The 23,791-nt window shown below is 70.1% G+C and carries 21 protein-coding genes and 1 pseudogene; 10 read left to right on the top strand and 12 right to left on the bottom strand.

Going from position 1 to position 23,791, the window contains the following annotated elements:
- The first annotated feature begins 154 nt into the window (after positions 1-154).
- Entirely contained in the window at positions 155-3,622 is a 3,468-nt protein-coding gene (gene rpoB / locus WBK31_RS06975; protein WP_406674498.1) for a DNA-directed RNA polymerase subunit beta, read from the top strand.
- 74 nt (positions 3,623-3,696) lie between these two features.
- The gene (locus WBK31_RS06980) at positions 3,697-4,284 is read left to right on the top strand and encodes an AAA family ATPase (protein WP_378784236.1); all 588 of its coding nucleotides are present in this window, start codon (positions 3,697-3,699) and stop codon (positions 4,282-4,284) included.
- Between the two features lie 5 nt (positions 4,285-4,289).
- Here WBK31_RS06980 and WBK31_RS06985 read toward each other — a convergent pair whose 3' ends face one another.
- The 10 genes and pseudogenes from WBK31_RS06985 to argG all read right to left on the bottom strand — a co-directional run bounded on the left by WBK31_RS06985 (position 4,290) and on the right by argG (position 15,550).
- The gene (locus tag WBK31_RS06985) at positions 4,290-5,498 is read right to left on the bottom strand and encodes an MFS transporter (RefSeq protein WP_406674499.1); all 1,209 of its coding nucleotides are present in this window, start codon (positions 5,496-5,498) and stop codon (positions 4,290-4,292) included.
- 221 nt (positions 5,499-5,719) lie between these two features.
- On the bottom strand, positions 5,720-6,238 hold the full coding sequence (locus tag WBK31_RS06990) for a hypothetical protein (RefSeq protein WP_406674500.1): 519 nt from the start codon (positions 6,236-6,238) through the stop codon (positions 5,720-5,722).
- A gap of 307 nt (positions 6,239-6,545) precedes the next feature.
- Positions 6,546-7,088 (bottom strand): annotated as a pseudogene (locus tag WBK31_RS06995) (nucleoside hydrolase); the annotation flags it as partial.
- A 16-nt stretch (positions 7,089-7,104) separates the two neighbouring features.
- Positions 7,105-7,479, bottom strand: a complete 375-nt coding sequence (locus WBK31_RS07000; protein WP_378784233.1) for a hypothetical protein — start codon at positions 7,477-7,479, stop codon at positions 7,105-7,107.
- A 412-nt stretch (positions 7,480-7,891) separates the two neighbouring features.
- Positions 7,892-9,070 carry a glycosyltransferase family 4 protein gene (locus WBK31_RS07005; protein ID WP_378784232.1) on the bottom strand — a complete coding sequence of 393 codons (1,179 nt, stop codon included), beginning with the start codon at positions 9,068-9,070 and terminating at the stop codon, positions 7,892-7,894.
- Positions 9,067-9,936: a sulfotransferase gene (locus tag WBK31_RS07010; RefSeq protein ID WP_364066412.1), complete on the bottom strand. Its 870-nt coding sequence runs from the start codon at positions 9,934-9,936 to the stop codon at positions 9,067-9,069. Before WBK31_RS07010 ends, WBK31_RS07005 begins: the two co-directional genes overlap by 4 nt.
- Before the next feature lie 413 nt (positions 9,937-10,349).
- The gene (locus WBK31_RS07015; protein WP_364066409.1) at positions 10,350-10,709 is read right to left on the bottom strand and encodes an ATP-binding protein; all 360 of its coding nucleotides are present in this window, start codon (positions 10,707-10,709) and stop codon (positions 10,350-10,352) included.
- A gap of 156 nt (positions 10,710-10,865) precedes the next feature.
- Positions 10,866-11,666 carry an SAM-dependent methyltransferase gene (locus WBK31_RS07020; RefSeq protein ID WP_364066406.1) on the bottom strand — a complete coding sequence of 267 codons (801 nt, stop codon included), beginning with the start codon at positions 11,664-11,666 and terminating at the stop codon, positions 10,866-10,868.
- 333 nt (positions 11,667-11,999) lie between these two features.
- Positions 12,000-13,283, bottom strand: coding sequence for an IS701 family transposase (locus tag WBK31_RS07025; protein ID WP_364070937.1), 1,284 nt, complete (start codon positions 13,281-13,283; stop codon positions 12,000-12,002).
- An 800-nt stretch (positions 13,284-14,083) separates the two neighbouring features.
- On the bottom strand, positions 14,084-15,550 hold the full coding sequence (gene argG / locus WBK31_RS07030) for an argininosuccinate synthase (protein ID WP_364066403.1): 1,467 nt from the start codon (positions 15,548-15,550) through the stop codon (positions 14,084-14,086).
- Positions 15,551-15,842: 292 nt separating this feature from the next.
- Between argG and WBK31_RS07035 the strand changes: the two genes are divergently transcribed.
- From WBK31_RS07035 to WBK31_RS07055, 5 genes are all read left to right on the top strand, one after another.
- Positions 15,843-16,517 carry a TetR/AcrR family transcriptional regulator gene (locus WBK31_RS07035; protein WP_406674501.1) on the top strand — a complete coding sequence of 225 codons (675 nt, stop codon included), beginning with the start codon at positions 15,843-15,845 and terminating at the stop codon, positions 16,515-16,517.
- Positions 16,514-16,714, top strand: coding sequence for a ferredoxin (locus WBK31_RS07040; RefSeq protein ID WP_364066397.1), 201 nt, complete (start codon positions 16,514-16,516; stop codon positions 16,712-16,714). The genes WBK31_RS07035 and WBK31_RS07040 overlap by 4 nt, the downstream gene beginning before the upstream one ends.
- The gene (locus tag WBK31_RS07045) at positions 16,711-17,934 is read left to right on the top strand and encodes a cytochrome P450 (RefSeq protein WP_406674502.1); all 1,224 of its coding nucleotides are present in this window, start codon (positions 16,711-16,713) and stop codon (positions 17,932-17,934) included. Before WBK31_RS07040 ends, WBK31_RS07045 begins: the two co-directional genes overlap by 4 nt.
- A gap of 69 nt (positions 17,935-18,003) precedes the next feature.
- A complete protein-coding gene (locus tag WBK31_RS07050; protein WP_406674503.1) occupies positions 18,004-18,639 on the top strand; it encodes a nucleoside/nucleotide kinase family protein in 636 nt (211 codons plus the stop codon).
- Between the two features lie 58 nt (positions 18,640-18,697).
- On the top strand, positions 18,698-19,864 hold the full coding sequence (locus tag WBK31_RS07055; RefSeq protein ID WP_406674504.1) for an MFS transporter: 1,167 nt from the start codon (positions 18,698-18,700) through the stop codon (positions 19,862-19,864).
- 1 nt (position 19,865) lies between these two features.
- Here WBK31_RS07055 and WBK31_RS07060 read toward each other — a convergent pair whose 3' ends face one another.
- A complete protein-coding gene (locus tag WBK31_RS07060) occupies positions 19,866-20,288 on the bottom strand; it encodes a hypothetical protein (protein ID WP_364066388.1) in 423 nt (140 codons plus the stop codon).
- A 242-nt stretch (positions 20,289-20,530) separates the two neighbouring features.
- Between WBK31_RS07060 and WBK31_RS07065 the strand changes: the two genes are divergently transcribed.
- Complete coding sequence (locus tag WBK31_RS07065; protein WP_364066385.1) at positions 20,531-21,013, top strand: hydrogenase maturation nickel metallochaperone HypA; 483 nt, start codon at positions 20,531-20,533, stop codon at positions 21,011-21,013.
- Here the strand turns inward: WBK31_RS07065 and WBK31_RS07070 are convergent.
- Entirely contained in the window at positions 21,001-22,293 is a 1,293-nt protein-coding gene (locus WBK31_RS07070; protein WP_364066383.1) for an ArsB/NhaD family transporter, read from the bottom strand. The two genes, WBK31_RS07065 and WBK31_RS07070, sit on opposite strands and share 13 nt — an antisense overlap.
- Before the next feature lie 152 nt (positions 22,294-22,445).
- Between WBK31_RS07070 and WBK31_RS07075 the strand changes: the two genes are divergently transcribed.
- Positions 22,446-23,180, top strand: coding sequence for a class I SAM-dependent methyltransferase (locus tag WBK31_RS07075; RefSeq protein ID WP_406674505.1), 735 nt, complete (start codon positions 22,446-22,448; stop codon positions 23,178-23,180).
- Between the two features lie 163 nt (positions 23,181-23,343).
- Entirely contained in the window at positions 23,344-23,742 is a 399-nt protein-coding gene (locus WBK31_RS07080; protein ID WP_406674506.1) for a hypothetical protein, read from the top strand.
- The last annotated feature ends 49 nt before the right edge of the window (positions 23,743-23,791 follow it).

A 23,791-nucleotide genomic window follows, 5' to 3' on the forward strand; every position in this document is an offset into this window, starting at 1 on the left:
GTTGACTTCCCCTTAGTGGTGGACATTCGTTTCTCATCTGCGTTAATCTACTGCCCTCACGCTGCCGTGACGTCCCGCTTTCGCCTTAGTGATCGACGGGTCGTTTGGCATGCGTGGAGCTCTGCCCCATCCGTGCCATCCGGAAGGACCTCTGTTGGCAGTCTCGCGCACCGCCTCCGCCGCGTTCACCGGGCCCCGTCGCGTCTCGTTCGCCCGTATTCACGAGCCTCTCGAAGTCCCGCACCTCCTCGCGCTGCAGACCGAGTCGTTCGACTGGCTGGTCGGCAACGACCGATGGCGCGCCCGCATCGAGGCGGCCCGCCAGGCCGGGCGGTCCGACGTACCGCTCCAGTCGGGCCTGCAGGAGATCTTCGACGAGATCAGTCCCATCGAGGACTTCTCGGGGACCATGTCCCTGTCGTTCCGCGACCACCGGTTCGAGCCGCCCAAGCACTCCGTTGACGAGTGCAAGGAGAAGGACATGACCTTCTCCGCCCCGATGTTCGTCACGGCGGAGTTCATCAACAACACCACCGGTGAGATCAAGAGCCAGACGGTGTTCATGGGCGACTTCCCGCTCATGACCCCGAAGGGCACCTTCATCATCAACGGCACCGAGCGCGTGGTGTCGTCGCAGCTCGTCCGCTCGCCGGGTGTCTACTTCGAGCGCACCGTCGACAAGACCTCCGACAAGGACCTGTTCGGCTGCCGGGTCATCCCCTCGCGGGGCGCCTGGCTGGAGTTCGAGATCGACAAGCGCGACAGTGTGAGCGTCCGCGTCGACCGCAAGCGCAAGCAGCCCGTCACCGTGCTGCTCAAGGCGCTCGGCTGGACCAGTGAGCAGATCCTCGAGCGCTTCGGCCGGTTCGAGGCCATGCGGGCCACGCTGGAGAAGGACCACACGATCGGCCAGGACGACGCGCTGCTCGACATCTACCGCAAGCTGCGGCCTGGCGAGCCGCCGACCAAGGAGTCGGCCCAGGCCCTGCTCGAAAACCTGTACTTCAACCCCAAGCGCTACGACCTGGCCAAGGTCGGCCGCTACAAGGTCAACAGGAAGCTCGGCGTCGACGCCGACATCACGGTCGGCACGCTGACCGAAGACGACATCGCCGCGATGATCGACTACCTGCTCCACCTGCACGCGGGTGAGGAGTCGATGCCGGGTGCCCGCGGTGACGTGGTGGTCGAGATCGACGACATCGACCACTTCGGCAACCGCCGCCTGCGCAGCGTCGGCGAGCTGATCCAGAACCAGGTCCGCCTGGGTCTCGCCCGCATGGAGCGGGTCGTGCGCGAGCGCATGACCACGCAGGACATCGAGGCGATCACGCCGCAGACGCTGATCAACATCCGCCCGCTGGTGGCGGCGCTGAAGGAGTTCTTCGGCACCTCGCAGCTGTCGGGCTTCATGGACCAGATCAACCCGCTGTCCGGGCTGACCCACCGCCGCCGCCTGTCGGCGCTCGGCCCCGGTGGTCTGTCGCGTGAGCGGGCCGGCTTCGAGGTCCGTGACGTGCACCCGTCCCACTACGGCCGGATGTGCCCGATCGAGACCCCTGAAGGCCCCAACATCGGTCTCATCGGCTACCTCGCCTGCTACGCCAGGATCAACCCGTTCGGCTTCATCGAGACGCCGTACCGCAAGGTCGTCGACGGCAAGGTGACCGACCAGATCGACTACCTCACCGCCGACGAAGAGGACCGTTTCGTCATCGCGCAGGCCAACACGGCGCTCAACCCCGACGGGTCGTTCGCCGAGCGGATGGTGTCGGTGCGGCGCAGGGGCGGCGAGTTCGAGCTGGCCAGGCAGGAAGAGGTCGACTACATCGACGTCTCGCCGCGCCAGATGGTGTCGGTGGCCACCGCGATGATCCCGTTCCTCGAGCATGACGACGCCAACCGGGCCCTGATGGGCGCCAACATGCAGCGTCAGGCCGTGCCGCTGATCAAGGCCGAGGCGCCGCTGGTCGGCACCGGCATGGAATACCGTGCCGCGACCGACACCGGTGACGTGATCCTCGCCGAGCAGGCGGGCGTGGTCGAGGAGGTGTGCGCCGACTACGTCACCACGCACAACGACGACGGCACCCGCACCACGTACCGGATCGCCAAGTTCAAGCACTCCAACCAGGGCACGAGCTTCAACCAGAAGCCGATCGTGTCCGAGGGCGACCGGGTCGAGGCCGGTCAGGTGATCGCCGACGGTCCCTGCACCGACCAGGGCGAGATGGCGCTGGGCAAGAACCTCCTGGTGGCGTTCATGCCGTGGGAGGGCCACAACTACGAGGACGCGATCATCCTGTCCCAGCGGCTGGTGCAGGACGACGTGCTCTCCTCGATCCACATCGAGGAGTTCGAGGTCGACGCCCGCGACACCAAGCTCGGCCCTGAGGAGATCACCCGCGACATCCCCAACGTGTCGGAAGAGGCGCTCGCCGACCTCGACGAGCGCGGCATCGTCCGCATCGGTGCGGAGGTCGTCCAGGGTGACATCCTGGTCGGCAAGGTCACCCCGAAGGGTGAGACCGAGCTGACCCCGGAGGAGCGGCTGCTGCGCGCGATCTTCGGTGAGAAGGCCCGCGAGGTGCGCGATACCTCCCTGAAGGTGCCGCACGGCGAGCAGGGCAAGGTCATCGGCGTGCGGCTGTTCTCCCGCGAGGACGGCGACGAGCTGCCGCCGGGCGTCAACGAGCTGGTGCGCGTCTACGTCGCCCAGAAGCGCAAGATCACCGACGGTGACAAGCTGGCCGGCCGCCACGGCAACAAGGGCGTCATCGCCAAGATCCTGCCGATCGAGGACATGCCGTTCCTGGAGGACGGCACCCCGGTCGACATCATCCTCAACCCGCTGGGCGTTCCCGGCCGAATGAACGTCGGTCAGGTCCTGGAGACACACCTCGGCTGGGTGGCCGCACGCGGCTGGGACATCTCCGGCATCGAGGAGGAGTGGACCGCCCATCTCAAGCAGAACGGCCACGAGAAGGCCGAGCCGTGGACGAAGATCGCCACCCCGGTCTTCGACGGCGCGGGCGAGGACGAGATCGTGGGCCTGCTCGGCAACACGCTCGTCAACCGCGACGGCGACAGGCTCGTGCAGCCGACGGGTAAGGCGCAGCTGTTCGACGGGCGTTCCGGCGAGCCGTTCCCCTACCCGATCGCGGTGGGCTACATCTACATCCTGAAGCTGCTGCACCTGGTGGACGACAAGATCCACGCGCGGTCCACCGGCCCCTACTCGATGATCACGCAGCAGCCGCTGGGCGGTAAGGCCCAGTTCGGCGGCCAGCGGTTCGGAGAGATGGAGGTCTGGGCCCTTGAGGCCTACGGCGCCGCGTACGCTCTGCAGGAGCTGCTGACCATCAAGTCCGACGACGTTCTCGGCCGAGTCAAGGTCTACGAGGCCATCGTCAAGGGCGAGAACATCCCCGAGCCGGGCATCCCCGAGTCCTTCAAGGTCCTCATCAAGGAGATGCAGTCGCTGTGCCTGAATGTCGAGGTGCTCTCCAGCGACGGCATGTCCATCGAGATGCGCGACGCCGACGAGGACGTCTTCCGCGCGGCGGAAGAGCTCGGTATCGATCTGTCCCGGCGTGAGCCGAGCAGCGTGGACGAGGTCTGATCGAGCCCCCGGGGGTGGGCACGCCATCGGGCACGCCGGTGGGTGCGCCGCCCACCCCCGCGATCACCACGCCTATGACGCGTTTCATCCTCACCGGCACCCCCGGCGCGGGAAAGACCACGATCCTGCACGGCCTGGCCGCGCGTGGCCACGCCACTGTCGAGGAGGCGGCCACCGCGGTCATCGCCGCCGAGCAGGCGCGCGGCGATGCCGAGCCGTGGACCCGCCCCTCGTTCATCGGCAAGGTCGCCGAGCTGCAGCGGCGCAGGCAGGAGCAGGCCGGGGGCGGGGTGCGGTTCTTCGACCGCTCGCCGGTGTGCACCCACGCGCTCAGCACGTACGCCGGCCACCCCGTGCCGCCCGCGCTCACCGCCGAGATCGAGCGGATCACCCGCGAGCGGGTCTACGACCGGCACGTGTTCTTCGTCCGTAACCTCGGCTTCTGCGAGCCGACCGACGCCCGCAGGATCAGCTTCGAGGAGTCCCTGGAGTTCGAACGCCTCCACGAGGAGACCTACCGGGCGTTCGGCTACCACCTCATCGACGTGCCCGCCGGGCCGCCGGACGAGCGGATCGCGCTGGTCGAGGAGACGGCGTACCGGCTGGCGGACGGCGCGGGCTGCCCCGCCCGCTCTCAGCCGTCATCACGGGTGCTCTTCTGACGTCATCACGGGGTCACCGGCACCGCCTGGCGGACCGCGGGGGAGAGCCACGACAGCGCGAGCGCGGTCAGCGCGGCGGCGAACGCGGTCAGGATCGGCAGCACGGAGGCGACCTCGTACAGCGCGGTGCCGAGCAGCGGGCCGACGATGAACGTGGCGCCGATCGTCGCGTTGATCAGCCCCGCCACCGAGGCGTGCTGTCCCGGCTCGGCCACCAGGGTCGGCGCGGCGGTGAAGCCGGGCGCCGCCAGGCCGAGCCCCAGCCCCAGCACCACGAACGAGGCGACGATCAGCCAGAGCGTGTTCGCCGCGGCGAGCAGCGCGAAGGCCACGGCCGTGATCGGGGCGCCCACCCGCATCAGCCGCAGCACCGGCCAGCGCAGCACCGGGATGAGCGCGCCCTGCACGGCGACGAGGATCAGCCCGGCCGCGACCAGCGTGACGCCCACCGCCCCGGCCGTCTCCTGCGGTCCGAGGTGCAGGCGGTCGGATACCAGGAAGCCGACGATCACCTGCACCAGGCCGAGCGAGAGGTAGAGGCAGAAGCCGATCGCGAGCAACGGCCACATGCGCGCGTTCCAGGGACGCAGCTTCGCCAGGGGCCGCTCGGGCGGCGGGTCCTGCGCCGCCGCCGGCGGCCGTACGGTGGCCAGCACCCACACCGTGAGCAGCAGGCACACCACGGGCGCCAGATAGACCGGCAGCATGAGCGAGACCACGGCAAGCGCGCCGCCCCCAGCCGGTCCGAGCACCAGCGAGAGCCCCTGAGCCGCGCCGATCAGGCCCGTGGCGCGGGTGCGCTCATCCTGAGTGCTGGTGCTCGCGGCGGCGACGGCGAGCGTGGCCACCGGCAGCGCGGCCAGCCCCGCGCCGAAGACGAGGCTGCGGGTGACCAGCAGCAGGCCGAACAGCAGCGGGGACGACAGGCGGCCGTCGAGCCCCAGGGCGGCGACGACCCCGAACCCGGTCATGCCCGCCGTCGCCAGGCCGAGCCCGCACAGCAGCACCAGGCGTAATCCGAGCCGCCGCAGCGCGAGCCCCCACAGCGGGCTGGCGACGGTCAGCGCCGTGGCGGCGGCGGTGACGACGAGGCCGAGCTGGGTCTCGGTCAGGTGCAGCTCGCGGGAGAGCGGGGCGAGGACGGGGGTCAGAAGTTGCTGGGCCGAGAAAACCACCAGGACGGTGAGAAGTAACGGGATCAGGGCCTTGCGCACCAGATGTCCTTTCTCCGAAAGGTCAGGGACAGCGTACGTGTGCGCAGGAATAACGACAATCATTTCCCGACATGATGGTGTTAGTCAGCACAGCCCCATTTCCCGATTTTTCGTGAAACGGGGTTTTTCATTTGGTGCGAAAACTCAGGGCTTGCGGACCGCCAGGCAGACCGCGTTCCGTGCCCCGCCGCGATGCCGTGACGGGGTGGCAACCACCGAGATCACGTCCTGAATGACCTGATCGACGTGGACGCCAAGGGGAGCAGGGACATGAGCGGGTTCACGAACCCTCCGATGATCGACACGCCGGCCGCGCCCAGTGAGCCGGCCGCCGGTCCCGCCGCTATCTGGCCGAGCGGTAAGGCCGCGAACGAGCCGAGATCGTCGTGGGAGGCCACACGGGAAAGCGCCCTTTCCGGTACTCCATGCTGGAGAGCCGTCTCCCAGGCGACGGCGAGGGCTCCGGATCCCAATCCTCCTATTGCCGCGCTGAGAATGAGCAGGGGAATGCGAGCGTGAAATCCGATGGCGATAAGGGGCGGGCACGTCAGTGCGAACGCGATCCGCCCGAAGACGAGAGGCGCCCGAACCGTCAACCGGTACATGGCGATGCTCATGGCGAGCACTCCGGCGGCTCGCGCGCTGAGCGCCGTTCCCCCGGTGACCGCGCCGAACGTGCCGGCGGCGATGCTGGGGCCGATCACCCTCAGACACCGGCGGAGATGCAGTTCGACACGCACGACGTGCACACGATGACCCATAGCCAGGTGGTGCGGCGGAAGATCCGCCGCCCTTGCGTGACCGGAGCCATTGAGCCGCCCATCAAGGAGGCGGCGCGTGGGATGAAGAAGAGACGGAACGACCGCTGTCGAAGAGGCGTGGACACTAAGACTTTCCTCCACGCCGGTCGATCTCGCCGTCCATCGACGCATCGTCATCGAGGGACGGCGGGCGATCGATCTTGTCCCTGCGCTTCTCAGCGGCCGTTCAGCACGTCGAGGAAACGCTGCTCGAAGGCGGCGGTGCCGGCCGTCGTGGCGTACTGGATCAGGCGTCCGGTGGGGAGAGCACCGTCCGGCCGGCCGAGGGGCCGTCCGTCACGACGTCGATCCTGCCCCGCGCGAATCCGACGTGCCCGGGGCGTACGGCGCTCATCGCGGCCAGCGGGTCCCACCAGTAGAGCAGCCGGTCGGCGATCAGCGGCCGCACCGCGGGATGCGTGACGATCTCCAGTACGGTGTCCGCGGCCGGCGTGCCGTGGTCGGCGGCGAGCCGGTCGAGGAACGCGTCCGTGATGAGCACCTCGTTGGCGGCGTCCAGCGACACCATCCTGAACACGCCCGTGCCGCGCGTGACCACCGACCGCGCCGCTCCCGGGTCGAGCCAGTAGTTGAACTCCTGCGTGCCGTCGAACTCCGGCGGTGTGCCGCAGCACAGGTTGCCCGGCACGTGCACCGCACCGCCCATCGAGGTGAGCCGGGCGGGGGAGTGCGGCAGCGCGGCGGCCAGGTTGGTCAGCGGCCCCGTGGCGATCACCTGGATCCCGGGGTCCTCTCTGACGAGCTGCCTGATCAGCTCGGGCGCGCGGGTGCGCGACGGGCTCTCGTCACCGGCGGCAGCCCGGCGTCGCGGCCGTCAGCACCCGGTCGAACAGCTCGCGGAGATCGGCGGGGAAGGAGTGAGGGCCGGTACGGGAGTCGTCGGCGATCGCCACCCCGCGCAGGCCCAGGCGGTCGGCCAGGCACCTGGCGTGCCTGATCGCCCGGCCCGGCAGCCCCGCGCCGGCGCTCGTGACCGTGATCGCGCGCAGCTCGATGCGGCCCGCCCGGTGCTCCTGGGAGAGGTACGCGAGCGTGGCCGCGTCGTCGAAGTCCATGTCGGTGTCGAAGATGACGGCGGGCGGACGGGGGTGGGCCGCCGCCGGTGTCGTGAGGGAGGTGAGGGTGAGGGCCAGGGTTAAGACGAGCAGGAGACTTCTCATGGCGCTCCCGTGGTCGGAGACGTTGACGTCCAGTTGAACCGAGCGCGATCGGCTTGTGGAGGAGCGATCCGGAGCGGCCCGAAGTCACGCCCGCCCGCCCGAACGCCGACACCCAGGCCGGACTGAGTTTCGGACATCGCCTGGCAGGCGGGACATCACCGGTCAGACAGGATGTTGTCGGGCAAGCGGGGTATCGTCGGGCAGGCCGGCGGCAGATCAACGCCCGGCCCAGGCGGCGACCACACGGTCACGCGCCAACCCGCGCTGCCGGTGGCCGGGGCGTGGCGGTTCGCTGGGCCGGGTGCGTCACGCTCCGGCGCGCGCTCCCAGCGGACGGGAGCGCGTCGGCACGCTGGGCTTGGCGCTCTGCCGGTGGGGAAGCGCACCGGGAGGCAGGACCGAGCGCCGGACGTCAGCGGGTCGCCCAGGCGGTGTCGTCGAGCGGCCGGCCCGCCTCCAAGGCGGCGAAGAGCTTCTCCCAGAGCGGCATCACGACCTCGGGCGTGTAGCCGTGGGCGGTCTCCGCGGCGGCAGTGCCCAGGCGGAGGCGCAGGTCGCGGTCGCCCATCACCTGGCTGAGCGAGCGGGCGAGCGCGTCGACGTCTCTGGGCGGCACCAGGATGCCGTCCTTGCCCGGGGTGAGCACGTCGGCAGGACCGGTGGGGCAGTCGAAGGCGACGATCGGCAGGGCGTGGCCCATGGCCTCGATCATGGCCATGGGCAGTCCCTCGATACGCGAGCTGAGCGCGTAAATCGACGCCTTCGCCAGCTCTTCGTGAATGCGGTTGCTACGCCCCATGAGCTTGATGCGGTCGCGCATGCCGGTCTCGTCGATGCGCTCCTGCAGCCGCTCCTTCGACGGCCCCGTCCCGAAGATGCGCAGCTTCCACCCCGGATGCTCGGCCGCCGCGGCGGCGAACGCCGGGATGAGCATGTCGAAGCCCTTCTGCGGCACCAGCCGCCCCACCGCGATCACGACGGGGTTGCTCTGGTCGGAGTGCTTGCGACGGTCCATGCTGACGGCGTTGGGGATGCGGACCACCGGCGTGCCGGGCACCAGCTCGCGATATTCGCGGCGGCTGGTCTCGGTGAGGACGGCGATGGCGTCGAAACGGCCGTAGTAGCGGCCGATGTGCTCGCGCACCGCCTCGTGGTAGGAGGCGAGGTTCATGTGCTCCTGCGCGACCCTGATCACGCCGCCCGTGGCGCGGCGGGCGGAGATCAGGTTGAGCGCGGGGCGGGTGGTGACGAGGATGCCGTCGCGCAGGCCGGAGACGTAGTCGATGGCCGCGCCCTCCACGCGTTCGGTGAAGTATTCGGCGGCGAACTCGCCGTACGGGACGATCTTGCCCCTGGCGCGCCGCCACACCTTGCGCACCAGCGAGTCGGTCGCGATGCCGTCGCGCTGGTCGACCAGCGTGGCCAGCCGCACCCGCGGGTCGAGGGCGAACTGCGGCTCGTCACGGCGGCGGACCACGCTGATGATCTCCACGTCGTGGCCCGCCTCGGCCATCGCGCCCGCCTGGTTGAAGACGGTACGGATGGTGCCGCCCATGCCGTACGCGTGCAGCAGCATGTAGCGGATCTTCACGAGAGGTACTCCCAGGTCCGGCACATGTCCTTGAGTACGTCCGGGATCTCATCGGGGGAGGGCAGCTCGCGCCCTCGTTGCACGGTGCCTGACTGGATCTTGTCCTTCCAGTCGCCAAGGCCCTTGACGACCACCTCGGGCTTGCCGTACGTGAGGATCTGCGGTGACCAGGGCACCGACAGGAAGTCGCAGATCTCGCGCCCGACCTTCTCCGGCTCCGCGGTCAGCTCCTCGTATCGCACGGTCAGGCCCGGCAGGGCCTTGCGGGCCCGCTGCACGGCCTTCATGTAACGCAGGGCGTCGGCCGCGGCCTCCTCGCGGGTGCGCTTGCCGGGGCTGGCCTCGTACCAGGAGGCCGCGATGGAGGCGGGATGGCGCAGCAGGAACACGAACCGCGCGTCCGGCCAGCAGGCCGCGAGCCGCTCGTACGCGAACGCGTTGGCCGGGGTCTTCTCCACGATGAACCGCTTGCCGCTGCGTACCAGCTCGCGGTGGAGCACGCGGTCCCACAGCAGATGTTCGAGGTCGGCCTTGTTGTGCCCGAGGGCTTCCATGGCCTTTTCCGCCAGCGAGGTATCGAATTCCACGCGCAACCGGCGCACGTGCAGCTCATGAGGGGCGTGCAGGTCGGGGTGTGCGTTGAGCATCGCCCGCAGCAGCGTCGAGCCCGACCGTACCGGCGAGATGATGAACACCGGCTGCTTGACGAGGCGATCGGTCTCCGGATCCGCGGGTGGCCGGAACGGCGTCTGCGGCCGCTTCTGCGGAGCGGGTTTCGACGGCTTTTGTCCCGCTTTCCCTACTCGGTTGAGCTGGAATCCTGTGTACCTGGCCAGCGCTCCGTTGATAGTGCGCTGCCACTTCATGCCGAGCGAGGCTACCTGTCTTACCTGGGGATTGCCTGAAGGATGGAAAGGGGTCTCCTGCAGCTTACCCGCTCGTCACACAGGCGCGGTTTCGCCTGGTCAGGGCCTCTGGTTCGTCAAGGGGCAGGGCCTGTGGCCGGTGGAAGGTCAAGGCCGCTGGGCGGTCAGAGGCCGGTGCGTCCGGCTGGTCAAGGGGGCCGATCGGTCGGGATGTCCTGCCGGTCAGGTTGGTCGGGATGTCCTGCCGTCAGGCGGCTGTAGGTCAGGCGGCTGTAGGTCAGGGCGGCCTGTCGATCAAGGCGTCCGGTCGGGCACGGCGCCCAGCCGGGCAGATGGCCCGGTCGGTCACTGGGTGCGTCTGGCCACGGGGTGCGTCTGGCCACGGGGTGCGTCTGGCCACGGGGTGCGTCTGGTCACGGGGTGACCGCGAACCACACCACCTTGCCGTTGTCGGTGGCCGTCACGCCCCAGTCGTCGGCTATCGCGCCGACGATCTGCAACCCCCGCCCCGAGATCGCGTCCATGTCCGCCGGCCGCAGGCGCGGCATGCCCTCGCCGGGGTCGAAGACCTCCCCGTACACCTGGCCCTCGCGCTTCTCCAGGCGCAGGGCGTAGGCGGAACCCCCGTAGCGTACGGCGTTGGTGACCAGCTCGCTCACGATGAGCAGGCAGTCATCGACGACGTGCGCGAGTCCCCAGTCGGTCAGATCGGTCCTGATCAGCTCCCGCGCCCTGCTGACGCCCGACGGGACGGAGGGCAGAAGGTACTCCACCGTGTGCACCGGTGGCGCCGACAAGGACCCTTGTCGGAGGGCCATACGCATCACATCTCTCGGGTCTTGGGAGCGCTCCCAAACCCACGATAAACGTTCGGCCTCACTCTTGGGAATGCGCGCCGGAAAAGTTTGCCAAACGAGACTTGCGGCGTATCAGGGGATGCGGGCGACGGCGCCGTAGTTGCCGGACTTGCTGGGATCCTCTTGGCAGGCGAGATCGTTGCCCAAAGGCCGCCACTCCGGCACCCAGACCAGGCCGGGCGCCACCAGATCGAGCCCCTCTAAAAGAGCCGCCACCTCTTCCCGTGACCGGACCGCCAGGTGCGGCAAGGTCATCGCGAGCGTGTCGCTGATGGCGGGCAGCAGCTCTTGTGGGACGCCGTCGAACGTGGTGTGCAGTAGAGCCAGAAAACTACCGGCGGGAGCCGAGTGACGGAGTCGCTTGATGACATAGTGGGCATACTCCTCATCGTGGAGGCTGTAGGCCGACAACAGGAGCACCGCCACCGGTCGTTCCCAGTCGATGAAGGTCGTGACGACGTGATCGCTCAGGATCTCGTCGATCTCCCGTACGTCTCCCTCCACTACTCGCACCAAATCCGTGAACGGCTCGATGGTGGCCTGGGCCAGGGTCACCACCATCGGGTTGTTCTCGACGTACAGCACTCTGGGGTACGGGCAAGCGGCGTGTTTCGCCATGTCATGCAGCCCCTGACCGGCGGACAGGCCGCTCGGAATTCCACTGCCGACGATCACGAATTGATCCACTTCTTCCTGGACCGCCAGATAGCGGATCACCCGCGAGCAGAATTCCAGCACCGCACGGGCGGCGTTCGTCAGGGCGGGGGCCGCTTGATCGAAATGGCGCACCGCGTCCTTGTCGGCCTGGAAGTTGTTCTTCCCGCCGGCGGCAGCGTCGAAGATACGCGTGATCCTGGCCTGCGTGGTCTCCAACTTTGCCAAATTACGGACGGCACGCTGGTGCATGAGCGTTGCCCCTTTCCCCTCGCCGCTGACCCTTTTTCGCGGTAAGCGATCTTTGGACCTCACTCAGGACTCGAACCATATGTTCCAACAATTCCAGTCAATGACAACCCGATAGACCCGTTATCTTGGGAAATGTTTGTGACCAGAATCATCGTGGCAAGAAGCACTGAGTGCGGCGCGATGCCCCGAATGTCGGCGCTCCCGCGAAGTGATAGCCCCGTGAACAGGGCGGACGCGGATATCGCCCCCCGGACGGCCGGTCGCCGGCCCCTCTGATACGGCAGCCGTAGATTGTTGTGATCATGGTGTTGTCTCGGCGTAGGTATGCCATCGCTGGTGGCAGAGGCGCGCTCGATATTGGTGCCGTCGCCGCCAGATGGACCAGGTCAGACGGTGCTCGGGGTCCCGTCGTGGGTCGGGGATGACGACGCCGCGCAGTTGGCGGAGCAGTTCGGGGATGGCGATGGCGACCAGGCCGAGATGCTCGGCGAGGGGACCGTCAAGTTGACGCTGGTAGGCGGTGGCCACGGCGATGAAGGCGTAGGCGAGCAAGGCCATGGTGCTCCAGCGGTGCCAAGAGCGCCAGCGGATGACCTGTCCGGCGTCCAGGCCGCAGGTCTGCTTGGCAAGTTGATGATCTTCTTCGATGCGCCATCTGGACGTGGCGACGTGAATCAGGCGGGCCAGCGGCACCGGGTGCGGGCTCCAGCAGCGGTAGAACGACATCTGGCCGGTGTAGCGGTGGCGGCGGATCAGCAGGGCGGCGTGTCCGGGGTCGTGCTCGTCGGGGGTGTCGTCGGGTCGGATGGCCAGCATCGCCCAGTCGTAGTGGCGGGTGCCTTTGGTGCCGCTGCCGGTGCGCAGCCGCATCCATGCGCCGGCGGGGATGAGCGTGGCGGCGTCTTTGGCGGCGAGGGTGCGTCCAGCGTGGGTGATGATCGTGGTGCTGGAGCGGACCGCCAGCACGTAGCCCAGGAGCAGGGTGCGGATCAGGGTGCGTAGCTCACGGCCGCCGTATACCTCGTCCCCGGTGACGAAGGCGGCGCGTATGCCGGTCGCGTGCGCGCGTTGGAGCAGGTCGCCGGCGAGCTGGGGTTTGGTGGCGAACATGGTCTGTTCGGGGATGTGGGCCAGCTCGCGGTGTTCGTCGTCGGCTGCGCGGCTTGCGGGCAGGTAGAGGGCGCGGTCGAGGATGGTGTGCCCGCGTGGGGTGGCGTACGCCAGGTGGACTGCGACCTGGCATAACGCGACACCGCCGAGGGTGCCGCTGTATTGGCGGGCGGCTGCGGCGGCGTCGGTGGAGGACTTGGCGTCGGCGGTCTCGTCGATGATCAGTACGGCGTGGTCGGGGTCGCCGTCGTCCAGGTGCTCGATCGCCCATCGGGCGGCTTGGGCGGTGACCTGCTGCTCGTCCCAGGAGGCGCGGGCCAGGAAGTGCTGGAGTCGGTCTGGGGTGGGGTGTCCGGCCGCCTCGGCCAGGGTCCAGCAGTTCTTGTCCTCCAGTTCCATCAGCAGCCCCGCCAGCATCTGTGCGCAGGTGGCGCGGCTTTCACGGCGGGGGAAGCAGGGCGCTATCCGGGCCATGAGTTCCTGGTGTAGAGCGGCGTGCTCGGTATGCGCTACGGTGACGGCACGAGCCGCCGCGGCCTGGTCTTGTGTCACAACTCGACATGATCGCGGCGGCTCTTCGCGTCACGCCACACGACCAGCGGCAACACCGTGAAGATCACGATCTACGGCTGCCGTATCTGATAAGCCGAGCCGAGCCCGCCGCGCCGGGGTCCTTCAAGGCCAAGCCAGGTTAGCTGCGCTGCGCCGCCGGAGGGGGCTGATTGTGGAGGGATGGTTTAGCTCAGGGTCGGCTGCGCCAAATGTCTGCACCGGGGGTGACTGTGGTGGATGTGAAATTCGGGGCGAAGGGGGTGGACGCCAGCCTGTCCCGCTCGGTGGTCCCGCTCAGCCGGCCGCCGAACGGATCCCCTCGGTGACCAGTTCGACCCGCGCGCGGTCGGACAGGTGGGTTGCGATGAATCGCCTCGCCTGGTCGTTCGGGTCAGTGGGCGGCTTGAGGAAGGTTGCGTGTCGCCGTCATCGGCTGCGGCGGTGGGCTTGCCGGGCGGCATGTGCGGCGGGCCGTGCCGGCTCTGTCGCTTGGAGCGGTCGGACCGGCCGTCGGGAGCACGAAGCCGCTGCCGGCTGGGCTCACCAGCGCGCGCAGCCGGACGCGGGACGGCCGGGCTCCCGTGGGAACCCGGCCGGTGGTCGGTGACCGAGCCCGAGCGGAGGTCGATCGGGCTGGGCCGCTGATCGACGTCAGCGGCGCTGGTCGGTGTCCGGATCTCGAGTGAAGGTCCGGGCCGGGCTCAGGGCGAGCCCGGCCGGAGTCAGTCGGTGCCGGACTCCATGGCGGCGTGGTCGAGCATCTCGTCGTCCTCCGGGACCTCCGAGCGGGAGATCGCGTCGCCGCGCGCGGCGATCGCCTCGGCGCCGCCCTCCGTCAGGGAGCCGATGAGGCCGCTGGCGGCCGTCTGCGTGGTGCCGAGAAGCGCCTGGTGGGGGCTGCCCACCATGCCGAGCCCCGCGTACTGCTCCAGCTTGGCGCGCGAGTCGGCGATGTCGAGGTTGCGCATGGTGAGCTGGCCGATGCGGTCGAGCGGGCCGAACGCGGCGTCCTCGACGCGCTCCATCGACAGCTTGTCCGGGTGGTAGCTGAACGCCGGGCCGGAGGTGTCGATGATCGAGTAGTCCTCGCCGCGCCGCAGGCGCAGCGTGACCTCGCCGGTGATGGCCATGCCGACCCAGCGTTGCAGGGACTCGCGCAGCATCAGCGCCTGCGGGTCGAGCCAGCGGCCCTCGTAGAGCAGCCGGCCGAGCTTGCGGCCCTCGGTGTGGTACGCGGCCACGGTGTCCTCGTTGTGGATCGCGTTGACCAGCCGCTCGTACGCCGCGTGCAGCAGCGCCATGCCGGGAGCCTCGTAGATGCCGCGGCTCTTGGCCTCGATGACGCGGTTTTCGATCTGGTCGGACATGCCGAGCCCGTGCCGGCCGCCGATGGCGTTGGCCTCGAGCACCAGGTCGACGGCGGAGGGGAACTCCTTACCGTTGATGCTGACCGGGCGCCCGCGCTCGAAGGCGATGGTGACGTCCTCGGTCGGGATCTCGACCTCCGGGTCCCAGAAGCGCACGCCCATGATGGGCTCGACGATCTCGATGCCGGCGTCGAGGTGCTCAAGCGCCTTGGCCTCGTGGGTGGCGCCCCAGATGTTGGCGTCCGTGGAGTACGCCTTCTCGGTGCTGGCGCGGTACGGCAGGTCGCGGGCGAGCAGCCACTCCGACATCTCCTTGCGCCCGCCCAGCTCGCTGACGAACTCGGGGTCGAGCCATGGCTTGTAGATGCGCAGCGACGGGTTGGCGAGCAGGCCGTAGCGGTAGAACCGCTCGATGTCGTTGCCCTTGAACGTGGAGCCGTCGCCCCAGATCTGCACGCCGTCGTCGAGCATGGCGCGCACCAGCAGCGTGCCCGTGACGGCGCGGCCGAGCGGGGTGGTGTTGAAGTACGTGCGGCCACCGGACCGGATGTGGAACGCCCCGCAGGCCAGCGCGGCCAGGCCCTCCTCCACGAGGGCCTCCCGGCAGTCGACCAGGCGGGCGACCTCGGCGCCGTACGCCGTCGCGCGCCCGGGCACCGAGGCGATGTCGGGCTCGTCGTACTGGCCGATGTCGGCGGTGTAGGTGCAGGGCACCGCACCCTTCTCGCGCATCCACGCGACCGCCACGGAGGTGTCGAGGCCGCCGGAGAAGGCGATCCCGACCCGTTCGCCTACTGGGAGGGAGGTGAGCATCTTGGACACGAGTAGAAGTATATACACACCAATGCATGATCATTCAAAGCCTGCCCCATGAAATGGCGTGACTGAGGCGTGTCATGACTGGTCAGGGGTGGTTTATTGCGGTTTGTGGCCCAGTCGCAGCCGAGGGTGACCGGCCCGTCCGGCGGCGGCGATCTCCGGTGCCGCGTCAAGCCCGTGCCGCGGCGCGGCAAAACTTAAAGCAGTTGCTTGACTTACGTTCACCGGCTTGATTTTCTGAATCTGCCCGAATCTGACAAGACCGGGTCAGGGTGTGTCAATCCTCATGTGAGAGGTGACCGTGGCCACCAGGACGGCCCGCGCCGAGCGCGTCAACGCCACCCGCGAGCAGATACTCACCGCCGCCGAGCGGCTCTTCGCCGAACGCGGCGTGTACGCGGTCTCCAACCGCCAGGTCAGCGAGGCCGCGGGCCAGGGCAACAACGCCGCCGTCGGCTACCACTTCGGCTCCAAGGCCGACCTCGTACGCGCGATCCTGCGCAAGCACTCCGGCCGGATCGAGGAGCAGCGCCGCCGCATGCTCGCGGAGGTGGAGGGCTCGACCGAGGTCAGGGACTGGGTGAGCTGCCTGGTCCGCGCGATCACCGGGCACCTGGACGCCCTCGGCAACCCCACCTGGTACGCCCGCTTCGCCGCCCAGCTCATGACCGACCCCGCGCTCCGTCAGATCGCACGAGAGGAGGCGCTGACCTCGCCCGCCTTGACGCGCATCCTGGAGGGCCTGCGGGGCTGCCTGCCCGAGCTGCCCGCCGACGTACGCGCGGAACGCCACGAGATGGCGAGCCAGCTCCTCGTCCACATGTGCGCCCAGCGGGAGCGCGCGCTCGCCGAGGGCCTGCCCACCCCACGAACCACCTGGCACGACGCCGGGACGGGCCTGATCGACGCGATCGCCGCGATCTGGTCCGCCCCGGTCACCAAGGAAGCCAAGGAAGGAAGTACCTCATGAAGGTCACCGTGGACCGGGACAAGTGCTGCGGCGCGGGACAGTGCGTGCTGCTCGCGCCCGACGTGTTCGACCAGGGGGAGGACGACGGCATCGTGCTGCTGCTCGACGCGGAGCCGCCCGAGTCGCTGCACGCCGCCGTACGTGAGGCCGCGGCCGTCTGCCCGGCGGGCGCCATCGACGTGAGCGAGGACGCATGACCGACACCGTGCGAGAAACCGCAGGCGAGACCGAGATCCCGCAGTTCCCCGGCGTCAGAGCCGCGAAGTGCCCCTTCGACCCGCCGCCCGAGCTGCGGGCGCTGCAGCAGAACGGGACGCTGGCGAAAGTGCGGCTGTGGAACGGCAGCACCCCGTGGTTCGTGACCCGGCACGCCGCGCAGAAGGAGGTGCTGAGCAGCCCGAAGGTGAGCGCCGACGTCACCAAGCCCGGCTACCCGATCCACACGCGCGCCTTCGGCGGCGGCGGGCTCAGCTTCATCCTCAAGGACGACCCCGAGCACGCCAGGCTGCGCCGCATGGTGCAGGCGGCGTTCACGGTACGCCGGGTGGAGACCATGCGCCCGGCCATCCAGCGCATCGTGGACGACCTCATCGACCAGATGCTCGCCGGGCCGAAGCCGGTGGACCTGGTGGAGGCGTTCGCGCTGCCGGTGCCGTCGCTGGTCATCTGCGAGCTGCTCGGAGTGCCGTACGCCGACCACGACTTCTTCCAGCACAACAGCAAGACGATCATCAAGCGCACCGTGACGCCCGAGGATCGCGCGGTCGCCTTCGGCCGCCTGCACGAGTACCTGGACGGCCTGGTGGCGCAGAAGCTCGACGACCCGGCCGACGACCTGCTGTCGAAGGTGGCCGCCCGGGTCAAGGACGGCGAGCTGACCCGCGAGGAGGCCGCCCAGATGGGCGTGCTGCTGCTCATCGCGGGCCACGAGACGACCGCGAACATGATCGCTCTCGGCACGCTGGCCCTGCTCCAGCACCCCGGCCAGCTCGCCCTGCTGCGCGAGACCGACGACCCCAAGCTGGTCGCGAGCGCCGTCGAGGAGCTGCTGCGCTACCTCAACATCACCCACAGCGGGCGCCGCCGCGTGGCCGTGGAGGACATCGAGATCGGCGGGCAGGTCATCCGCGCCGGCGAGGGCATCATCATCCCCAACGACATCGGCAACCGCGACCCCGAGGTGTTCCCCGACCCCGACCGGCTCGACGTGCGGCGCGACGCCCACCGGCACGTCGCCTTCGGCTTCGGCGTGCACCAGTGCCTCGGCCAGTCCCTGGCCAGGGTCGAGCTGCAGGTCGTGTACGGCACCCTCTACCGGCGCATCCCCACGCTCAAGGCGGCCGTGCCGATCGAGGAGATCCCGTTCAAGCACGACGGCCAGGTCTACGGCGTCTACGAGCTGCCCGTCACCTGGTAGCCGATCGCCTGCCGCGCGAGCCCCCTCGATAATGAGGGGGCCAGGTGGGTGAACGGGGGTGCGTGGCCGATGGGCGCGGAGCTGGCCGAGCGGGTACGCGGGCTGTGCGAGGGCGAGGATCGGGTGCTCGTCGGCATCGCCGGCTGCCCGGGCGCGGGCAAGTCGACGCTGGCCTCGTGGCTGGCAGGTGCGCTCACCGGGGCCGGGCTGCCCGCCGTCCACGTGCCCATGGACGGCTACCACCTCGCCGACGTCGAGCTTGAACGCCTCGGGCGGCGCTCCCGCAAGGGCGCCATCGACACCTTCGACGCCCACGGCTACCTGGCGCTGCTGCGGCGCGTACGCACCGAGACCGGCTCGATCGTCTACGCGCCGTCCTTCGACCGCGAGATCGAGCAGCCCATCGCCGGCGCCATCCCCGTCCTGCCCGAGACCCGCGTCGTCGTCAGCGAGGGCAACTACCTGCTCTCCCGCACCGACCCCTGGCCGGCCGTGCGGGCCGCCATGACCGAGGTCTGGTACGTCGACCTCGACGACCGTGTCCGCCTCGACCGGCTGACCAGGCGGCACGTCCGGTTCGGCAAGACACCGGAGGAGGCGGCCCGGTGGGTCGCCTCGGTCGACGAGCCCAACGCCGCCACGATCCGCGCCACCCGCGACCTCGCCGACCTCCACATCGACTTCGACACGCTCACCCTGCCCTGAGCCGCCCCGGCCGCCCCGACGGAGTTGCCGGTCCCGCCGGGCCGGGTTAGCGTGCCGCATGCTTCCAGGCGGAGACGCGTCGGAGGCCGAGAGGCCGGGCGGCGCGAGCGAGCGCTCGGCGGGCGGGGGGAGTTCGCGCTCGGCGAGCGGCGCGGGCGAGCGGCCGGTGGGTGGTGCGGGCGAGCGGCCGGTGGGGGGTGCGGGTGAGCGGCCGGTGCTGGCCGAATGTCCGGACTTCCTGCGCCTGTTCGCCGGGAACACGGTCTCCCTGCTCGGATCGAGCGTGACCACGGTGGCGCTGCCGCTGACGGCGGTCGTCCATTTGGGCGCGTCGGCCGGCGAGATGGGCGTGCTGGGCGCGCTCGCCCTGGTGCCGCACCTGGTGCTGGGCCTGCCCGCCGGCGTCTGGGTCGACCGCTTACCGTACCGCCGGGTGGTGGTCCTGGCCGACGCGGTCAGGGTGGTGCTGCTCGGCGCGCCGCCCCTGCTGGCCGTGCTCGGGGCGCTGCGGATGTGGCACCTGTACGTGGTCGTCACGCTCGCCGGGGTCGCCGGCCTGTTCGAGTCGGTGGCCGCCCAGTCCTTCACCCCGAAGCTCGTGCCCCGGGACCGCCTGCCGGCCGCCAACAGCACGCTCATGCTGAGCAACGCCACCGTCGGCACCACCGGGTCGGCCGTGGGCGGCCTGCTCGTCTCGGCGCTCACCGCCCCCGTCGCCATCGCCGTGGACGCCGCCTCGTTCGCCGTCTCCGCGCTGGTCAAGTCGCGCATCCGCACGGACGGCCGGCTGCCTGAAGCGGAACGGCGCACCCCCGAACGCGGCCGCCTGCCCGGCGCGCGGCCGGCGAAGGAGATCGGCGAGGGGCTGCGGGCGGTGTTCGGGCACCCGGTCATGCGGGCCGTGTTCCTCGCCGCCACCGTGGGCGCGTTCGCCGTCCTGCTGCTCGCGCAGGTGCTGAAAGGCGCGGGACCCTCCCTATACGGCGTCAACCAGCAGACCTTCCGCCAGATCCTGATCCCCGCCGGGCTGCTCTCCCGCGCGAACGCCACCTGGCGTTTCCTCGCCTACGGCGGTCAGTCGCTGGGCGCGCTGGCGGGCGGCGCGGCGGGCGCGCTGCTCGGGCTGAAGGCGACGCTGGTCGTGACGTCGTGCCTGATGCTGGCGGGCACCGGCATCGGGCTGTTCTCGCCCGTACGCGGCCTGCGCCGCCTGCCGGACGGCTGAGTCAGTGGTGCGTCATGGCGGGAAGCAGCAGATACCGGTACACCTCGTAACCGACGAAGGCCAGCACCGGCACTCCGGTCGCGATCAATAAGCGGCGCGGCAGCGGCACGCGTGCGGCGGGCCGGGTGACCGGTTCGACGGGCAAGGAGGGCACCCTGGCGGGCGGCAGCGGGTCGGCCGCCGCCAGCTCGGGATGGCGGTCGAGGTAACCGGGCGGGAACGAGGTCAGCCGGGACGACCCGCACGCCGGGCAGCACGGCCCCGACCAGGGCGGCTGCACGGGAAGCCCGTGCTTCGACCAGACCTCGACGGTGCCGCCGTGGCCGTCGGCGAGATGCCGGACCACGTACGGCTCCTCCCAGACGTGCAGGCAGCGCAGGCACTCGAACGGCCAGGAAACGCGGGATTCGAACTCTTCGCGCAAGAGGAAGCACCCCCGGGCGGACTCCGGCGATCAGCGTTCGCTTTGAGTGTCCGCCCGGTGGCACGTCCTCCTTCAAGGCGAGGTTGCGACACTTTCCGCTACACAATGGTCACCGTTTGTGGTGTTGCGTGGCCATAGGAGCTGACTTCTGACTGCGGCCGGCGGACGTTTGTGCAGGTCAGGCGTGCGGTATGTGCGTTACCGGCCGCCCGGGCAGGGCCGGCATGACAGGAGGGGGACGGATGCCGGGGTTGCGGGGGAACGAGAGCGAGCTCTGCGCCGAGTTCGCCGAGGTGATCGACGACCAGGCGGCCGGGCGGCGGGTGGAGGCGGTCCGCGTGCGCATCGGGGCCAGGCACGCGGTGGACGCGGAGGCGTTCAGGCGGGCCTTCAGCGAGGCGGCGCGCGGCACGGCCGCTCAGGACGCGGCGGTCCACCTGGTGCTCTCGCCGGTGACGGTCGAGTGCGAGGCGTGCGGGCGGCGTACGGAGACGCTCGACCCGCCGCTCAGGACGCCCGCGCACGCTCAGACGGCGGCGCGGGGAGCCGCCGGAGCGCCGCCACCGCGCACCTGGACAGGTGACGCAGGGGACGACCGGGACGAGGAGGCGTACGCCTGCCCCCGCTGCGCGAGCGACCGCGTGACCGTGACCGGCGGCGACGAGCTGGCGCTCGAGGCCGTCTGGTTCCGCACGGAACCGATCGTGCCCCCTCAGACCAGGTAGCGCAGCCACAGGTACGGCGCGCACAGCCCGATCGTGACCACGGTGACGATCAGCCCGTACCGGGTGAACTGCCAGAAGCTGATCGGGGTGCCGTTGCGCGCGGCGATGCCGAGCACCACCACGTTGGCCGCCGCCCCCACGGCCGTGGCGTTGCCGCCCAGGTCGGCACCGAACGCGAGCGCCCACCACAGCACCTGCGCGTGCTCGTTGCCGCCCGCGGCCTGGACGAGGTCGGCCACGATGGGGCTCATGGTGGCGACGTACGGGATGTTGTCCACGATCGCCGACAGCAGGCCGGACGCGCCGAGCAGCACCATCGTGGTCAGCCCCAGCCGGCCCTGGGTGGCGTCGGCCGCCGCCCGCGACACCTGCTCGATCACGCCGGTGTGCACCAGCGCGCCGACCATGATGAACAGCCCGGCGAAGAACACCAGCGTCGGCCACTCGACCTCGCGGATCGCGTCCGACGTGGTGACCTTGGTGGCCGCGACCAGCACGCCCGCGCCCAGGATCGCCACCACGGACGGCTCGTAGTGCAGCACCGGATGCAGCACGAACGCCGCCATGACCAGCGCGAGCACGGTCAGCGACTGCCACAGCAGCCGCCGGTCGGCGATGGCCTCGCGCTCGTCGAGCGCCATGACCTCGGCCGCGCGCTCCGGGTCGTAGGTGAACGCCTTGCGGAACAGCACCCGGCACAACCCGATGAAGACGATCATCAGGACGACCACCATCGGCGCCATGTGGACGAGGAAGTCGTTGAAGCTGAGACCGCCCCGGCTGGCGATGATGATGTTCGGCGGGTCGCCGACCAGCGTGGCCGCGCCGCCGATGTTGGAGGCCATCGCCTCCGCGATCAGGAACGGCGCCGCCGGCAGCGCCAGCCGCTCGCACACCAGGAACGTCACCGGCGCGATCAGCAGCACGGTCGTCACGTTGTCGAGCAGCGCCGAGGCCAGCGCGGTGATGACCACGAGCAGCACCATCAGCCGGTACGGCCGCCCCTTGGCCCGCTTGGCCGCCCAGATCGCGAGGTATTCGAAGACCCCGGTCTGTTTCAGCACGCCGACGATCACCATCATGCCGAGCAGCAGGAAGATGACGTTCCAGTCGATGCCGGTCTCTTCGGAGAAGAACGCCGCGCTCGCGTCGGTGGCGTGGATCAGCAGCATGATCCCGGCACCGCCGAGCGCCGCCGCCACGCGGTGCACCTTCTCGCTGGCGATGAGGGCGTACGCGACCAAGAACACCGCGACGGCGGCCCACGCGAGAACCGTCACGGGCGGATCTCCGGGGAGAACGTGCTCGGCATGCGGTGAAGCCTCCTCAGGGAACGACGACGACCATCGCCGACCAGACTTCCCGGCACACCTGCCACCAACGTATCAACTAGCGCCAAACAGCACATCATCGGGCGGCATAGGGTGGCCGCATGGCTGACGCGCACTTCGAACACCCCCGCCTCGCCGCCGTCTACGACCCCCTCGACCCCGACCGGGGCGACCTCGACGTCTACGCCGCCATCGCCGCCGAGCTGGGCGCGCGGCATGTGCTCGACGTCGGATGCGGCACGGGCACGTTCGCGCTGCTGCTGGCCGGGCGCGGGCTTGAGGTGACGGGCGTCGATCCGGCGGCGGCCTCGCTCGACGTGGCGCGCGCCAAGCCGGGCGCCGAGCGGGTGCGCTGGATCCACGGCGACGCGACGGCCGTGCCGCGCACGCTGGAGGCCGACCTCGCCACCATGACCGGGAACGTGGCCCAGGCGATCGTCGGTCCGGATGACTGGGCGGCCACACTCGACGCCGTGCACGCGGCGCTGCGGCCGGGGGGACACCTGGTGTTCGAGACCCGTGACCCGGCCAGGCGGGCCTGGCTGGAGTGGAACAGGGAGCAGACCTACCTGCGGGCCGACATCCCGGGTGTGGGCGTGGTCGAGCACTGGGTCGACCTGCTCGACGTCAGCGGGCCGCTGGTGACCTTCCGCGGCACGTACGTGTTCGCCTCCGACGGTCAGGTGCTGACCTCCGAGTCCACGCTGCGCTTCCGGGAGCGCGACGAGGTGAGCGCCGACCTGGCCGCACACGGCTACGCGGTCAAGGAGGTCAGGGACGCGCCCGACCGGCCGGGCCGCGAGTTCGTCTTCCTGGCCGAACGCCCGGCCGGCTGACAGCCGCGCTTCCCGGCCGGCCGATGCGGCGACGCCCGGCCCGTTGACTCCGGTGACGGGCTCCGCGTGGCACGCCCGCACCTCGGTGTCGACAGGGCCCGCGCGGCATGCCCGCGTTCCGGCTTCCGAGGGCTAGGGTGAGGCGCGAAGGGAGGGGAGCGACATGCGCAACCGGCTGCCGGCCGTTCTGCTGCTGCTCCTGTCCTGGTTCCTGCCGGCCACCGCGCACGCGCAGGCCCAGCAGGCCGCCGCCGCGCACGCGGCCGTCCAGGGGATCGACGGCCTCAAGCGCGACGTTCCCACGGTCCACGCCGCCTCCTGGCCGGCCGAGCAGCGGCACGCCGCGCTCCGGCACGTGCCGCACCCGCCGCCGGCCGTACGCGCCTGGTCGCCGCCCGGCATCGCAGGCGGCGTGCCCGGTGTGGCCGACGTGCCACCGCCCGCGCAGGCCGACTTCCGGCATCCGTGGGCCGTCGTCGTCCCGCGCGCCTCCTGCGGCGCTCCCGCGGGCTGTCGGCCGCCCGCCACGCCGCCCCGCGCTCCGCCCTCCACACGGCACTGACAGCGTCCCTTTTCCGGAACGACCCGCCGCCGCACGCCGCCCCGGCGCG

Origin of the sequence: Nonomuraea sp. N2-4H (assembly GCF_045291505.1) — a bacterium.
GTDB classification, from domain to species: domain Bacteria; phylum Actinomycetota; class Actinomycetes; order Streptosporangiales; family Streptosporangiaceae; genus Nonomuraea; species Nonomuraea fastidiosa.

Excerpts from the sequence above, each read along its gene's own strand:
- WBK31_RS06980 (WP_378784236.1), top strand. The coding sequence starts at position 3,697 with ATGACGCGTTTCATCCTCACCGGCACCCCCGGCGCGGGAAAGACCACG.
- WBK31_RS07000 (WP_378784233.1), bottom strand. The coding sequence starts at position 7,479 with ATGAGAAGTCTCCTGCTCGTCTTAACCCTGGCCCTCACCCTCACCTCC.
- WBK31_RS07010 (WP_364066412.1), bottom strand. The coding sequence starts at position 9,936 with ATGAAGTGGCAGCGCACTATCAACGGAGCGCTGGCCAGGTACACAGGA.
- WBK31_RS07025 (WP_364070937.1), bottom strand. The coding sequence starts at position 13,283 with ATGGCCCGGATAGCGCCCTGCTTCCCCCGCCGTGAAAGCCGCGCCACC.
- WBK31_RS07040 (WP_364066397.1), top strand. The coding sequence starts at position 16,514 with ATGAAGGTCACCGTGGACCGGGACAAGTGCTGCGGCGCGGGACAGTGC.
- WBK31_RS07045 (WP_406674502.1), top strand. The coding sequence starts at position 16,711 with ATGACCGACACCGTGCGAGAAACCGCAGGCGAGACCGAGATCCCGCAG.
- WBK31_RS07050 (WP_406674503.1), top strand. The coding sequence starts at position 18,004 with ATGGGCGCGGAGCTGGCCGAGCGGGTACGCGGGCTGTGCGAGGGCGAG.
- WBK31_RS07055 (WP_406674504.1), top strand. The coding sequence starts at position 18,698 with ATGCTTCCAGGCGGAGACGCGTCGGAGGCCGAGAGGCCGGGCGGCGCG.
- WBK31_RS07065 (WP_364066385.1), top strand. The coding sequence starts at position 20,531 with ATGCCGGGGTTGCGGGGGAACGAGAGCGAGCTCTGCGCCGAGTTCGCC.
- WBK31_RS07075 (WP_406674505.1), top strand. The coding sequence starts at position 22,446 with ATGGCTGACGCGCACTTCGAACACCCCCGCCTCGCCGCCGTCTACGAC.
- WBK31_RS07080 (WP_406674506.1), top strand. The coding sequence starts at position 23,344 with ATGCGCAACCGGCTGCCGGCCGTTCTGCTGCTGCTCCTGTCCTGGTTC.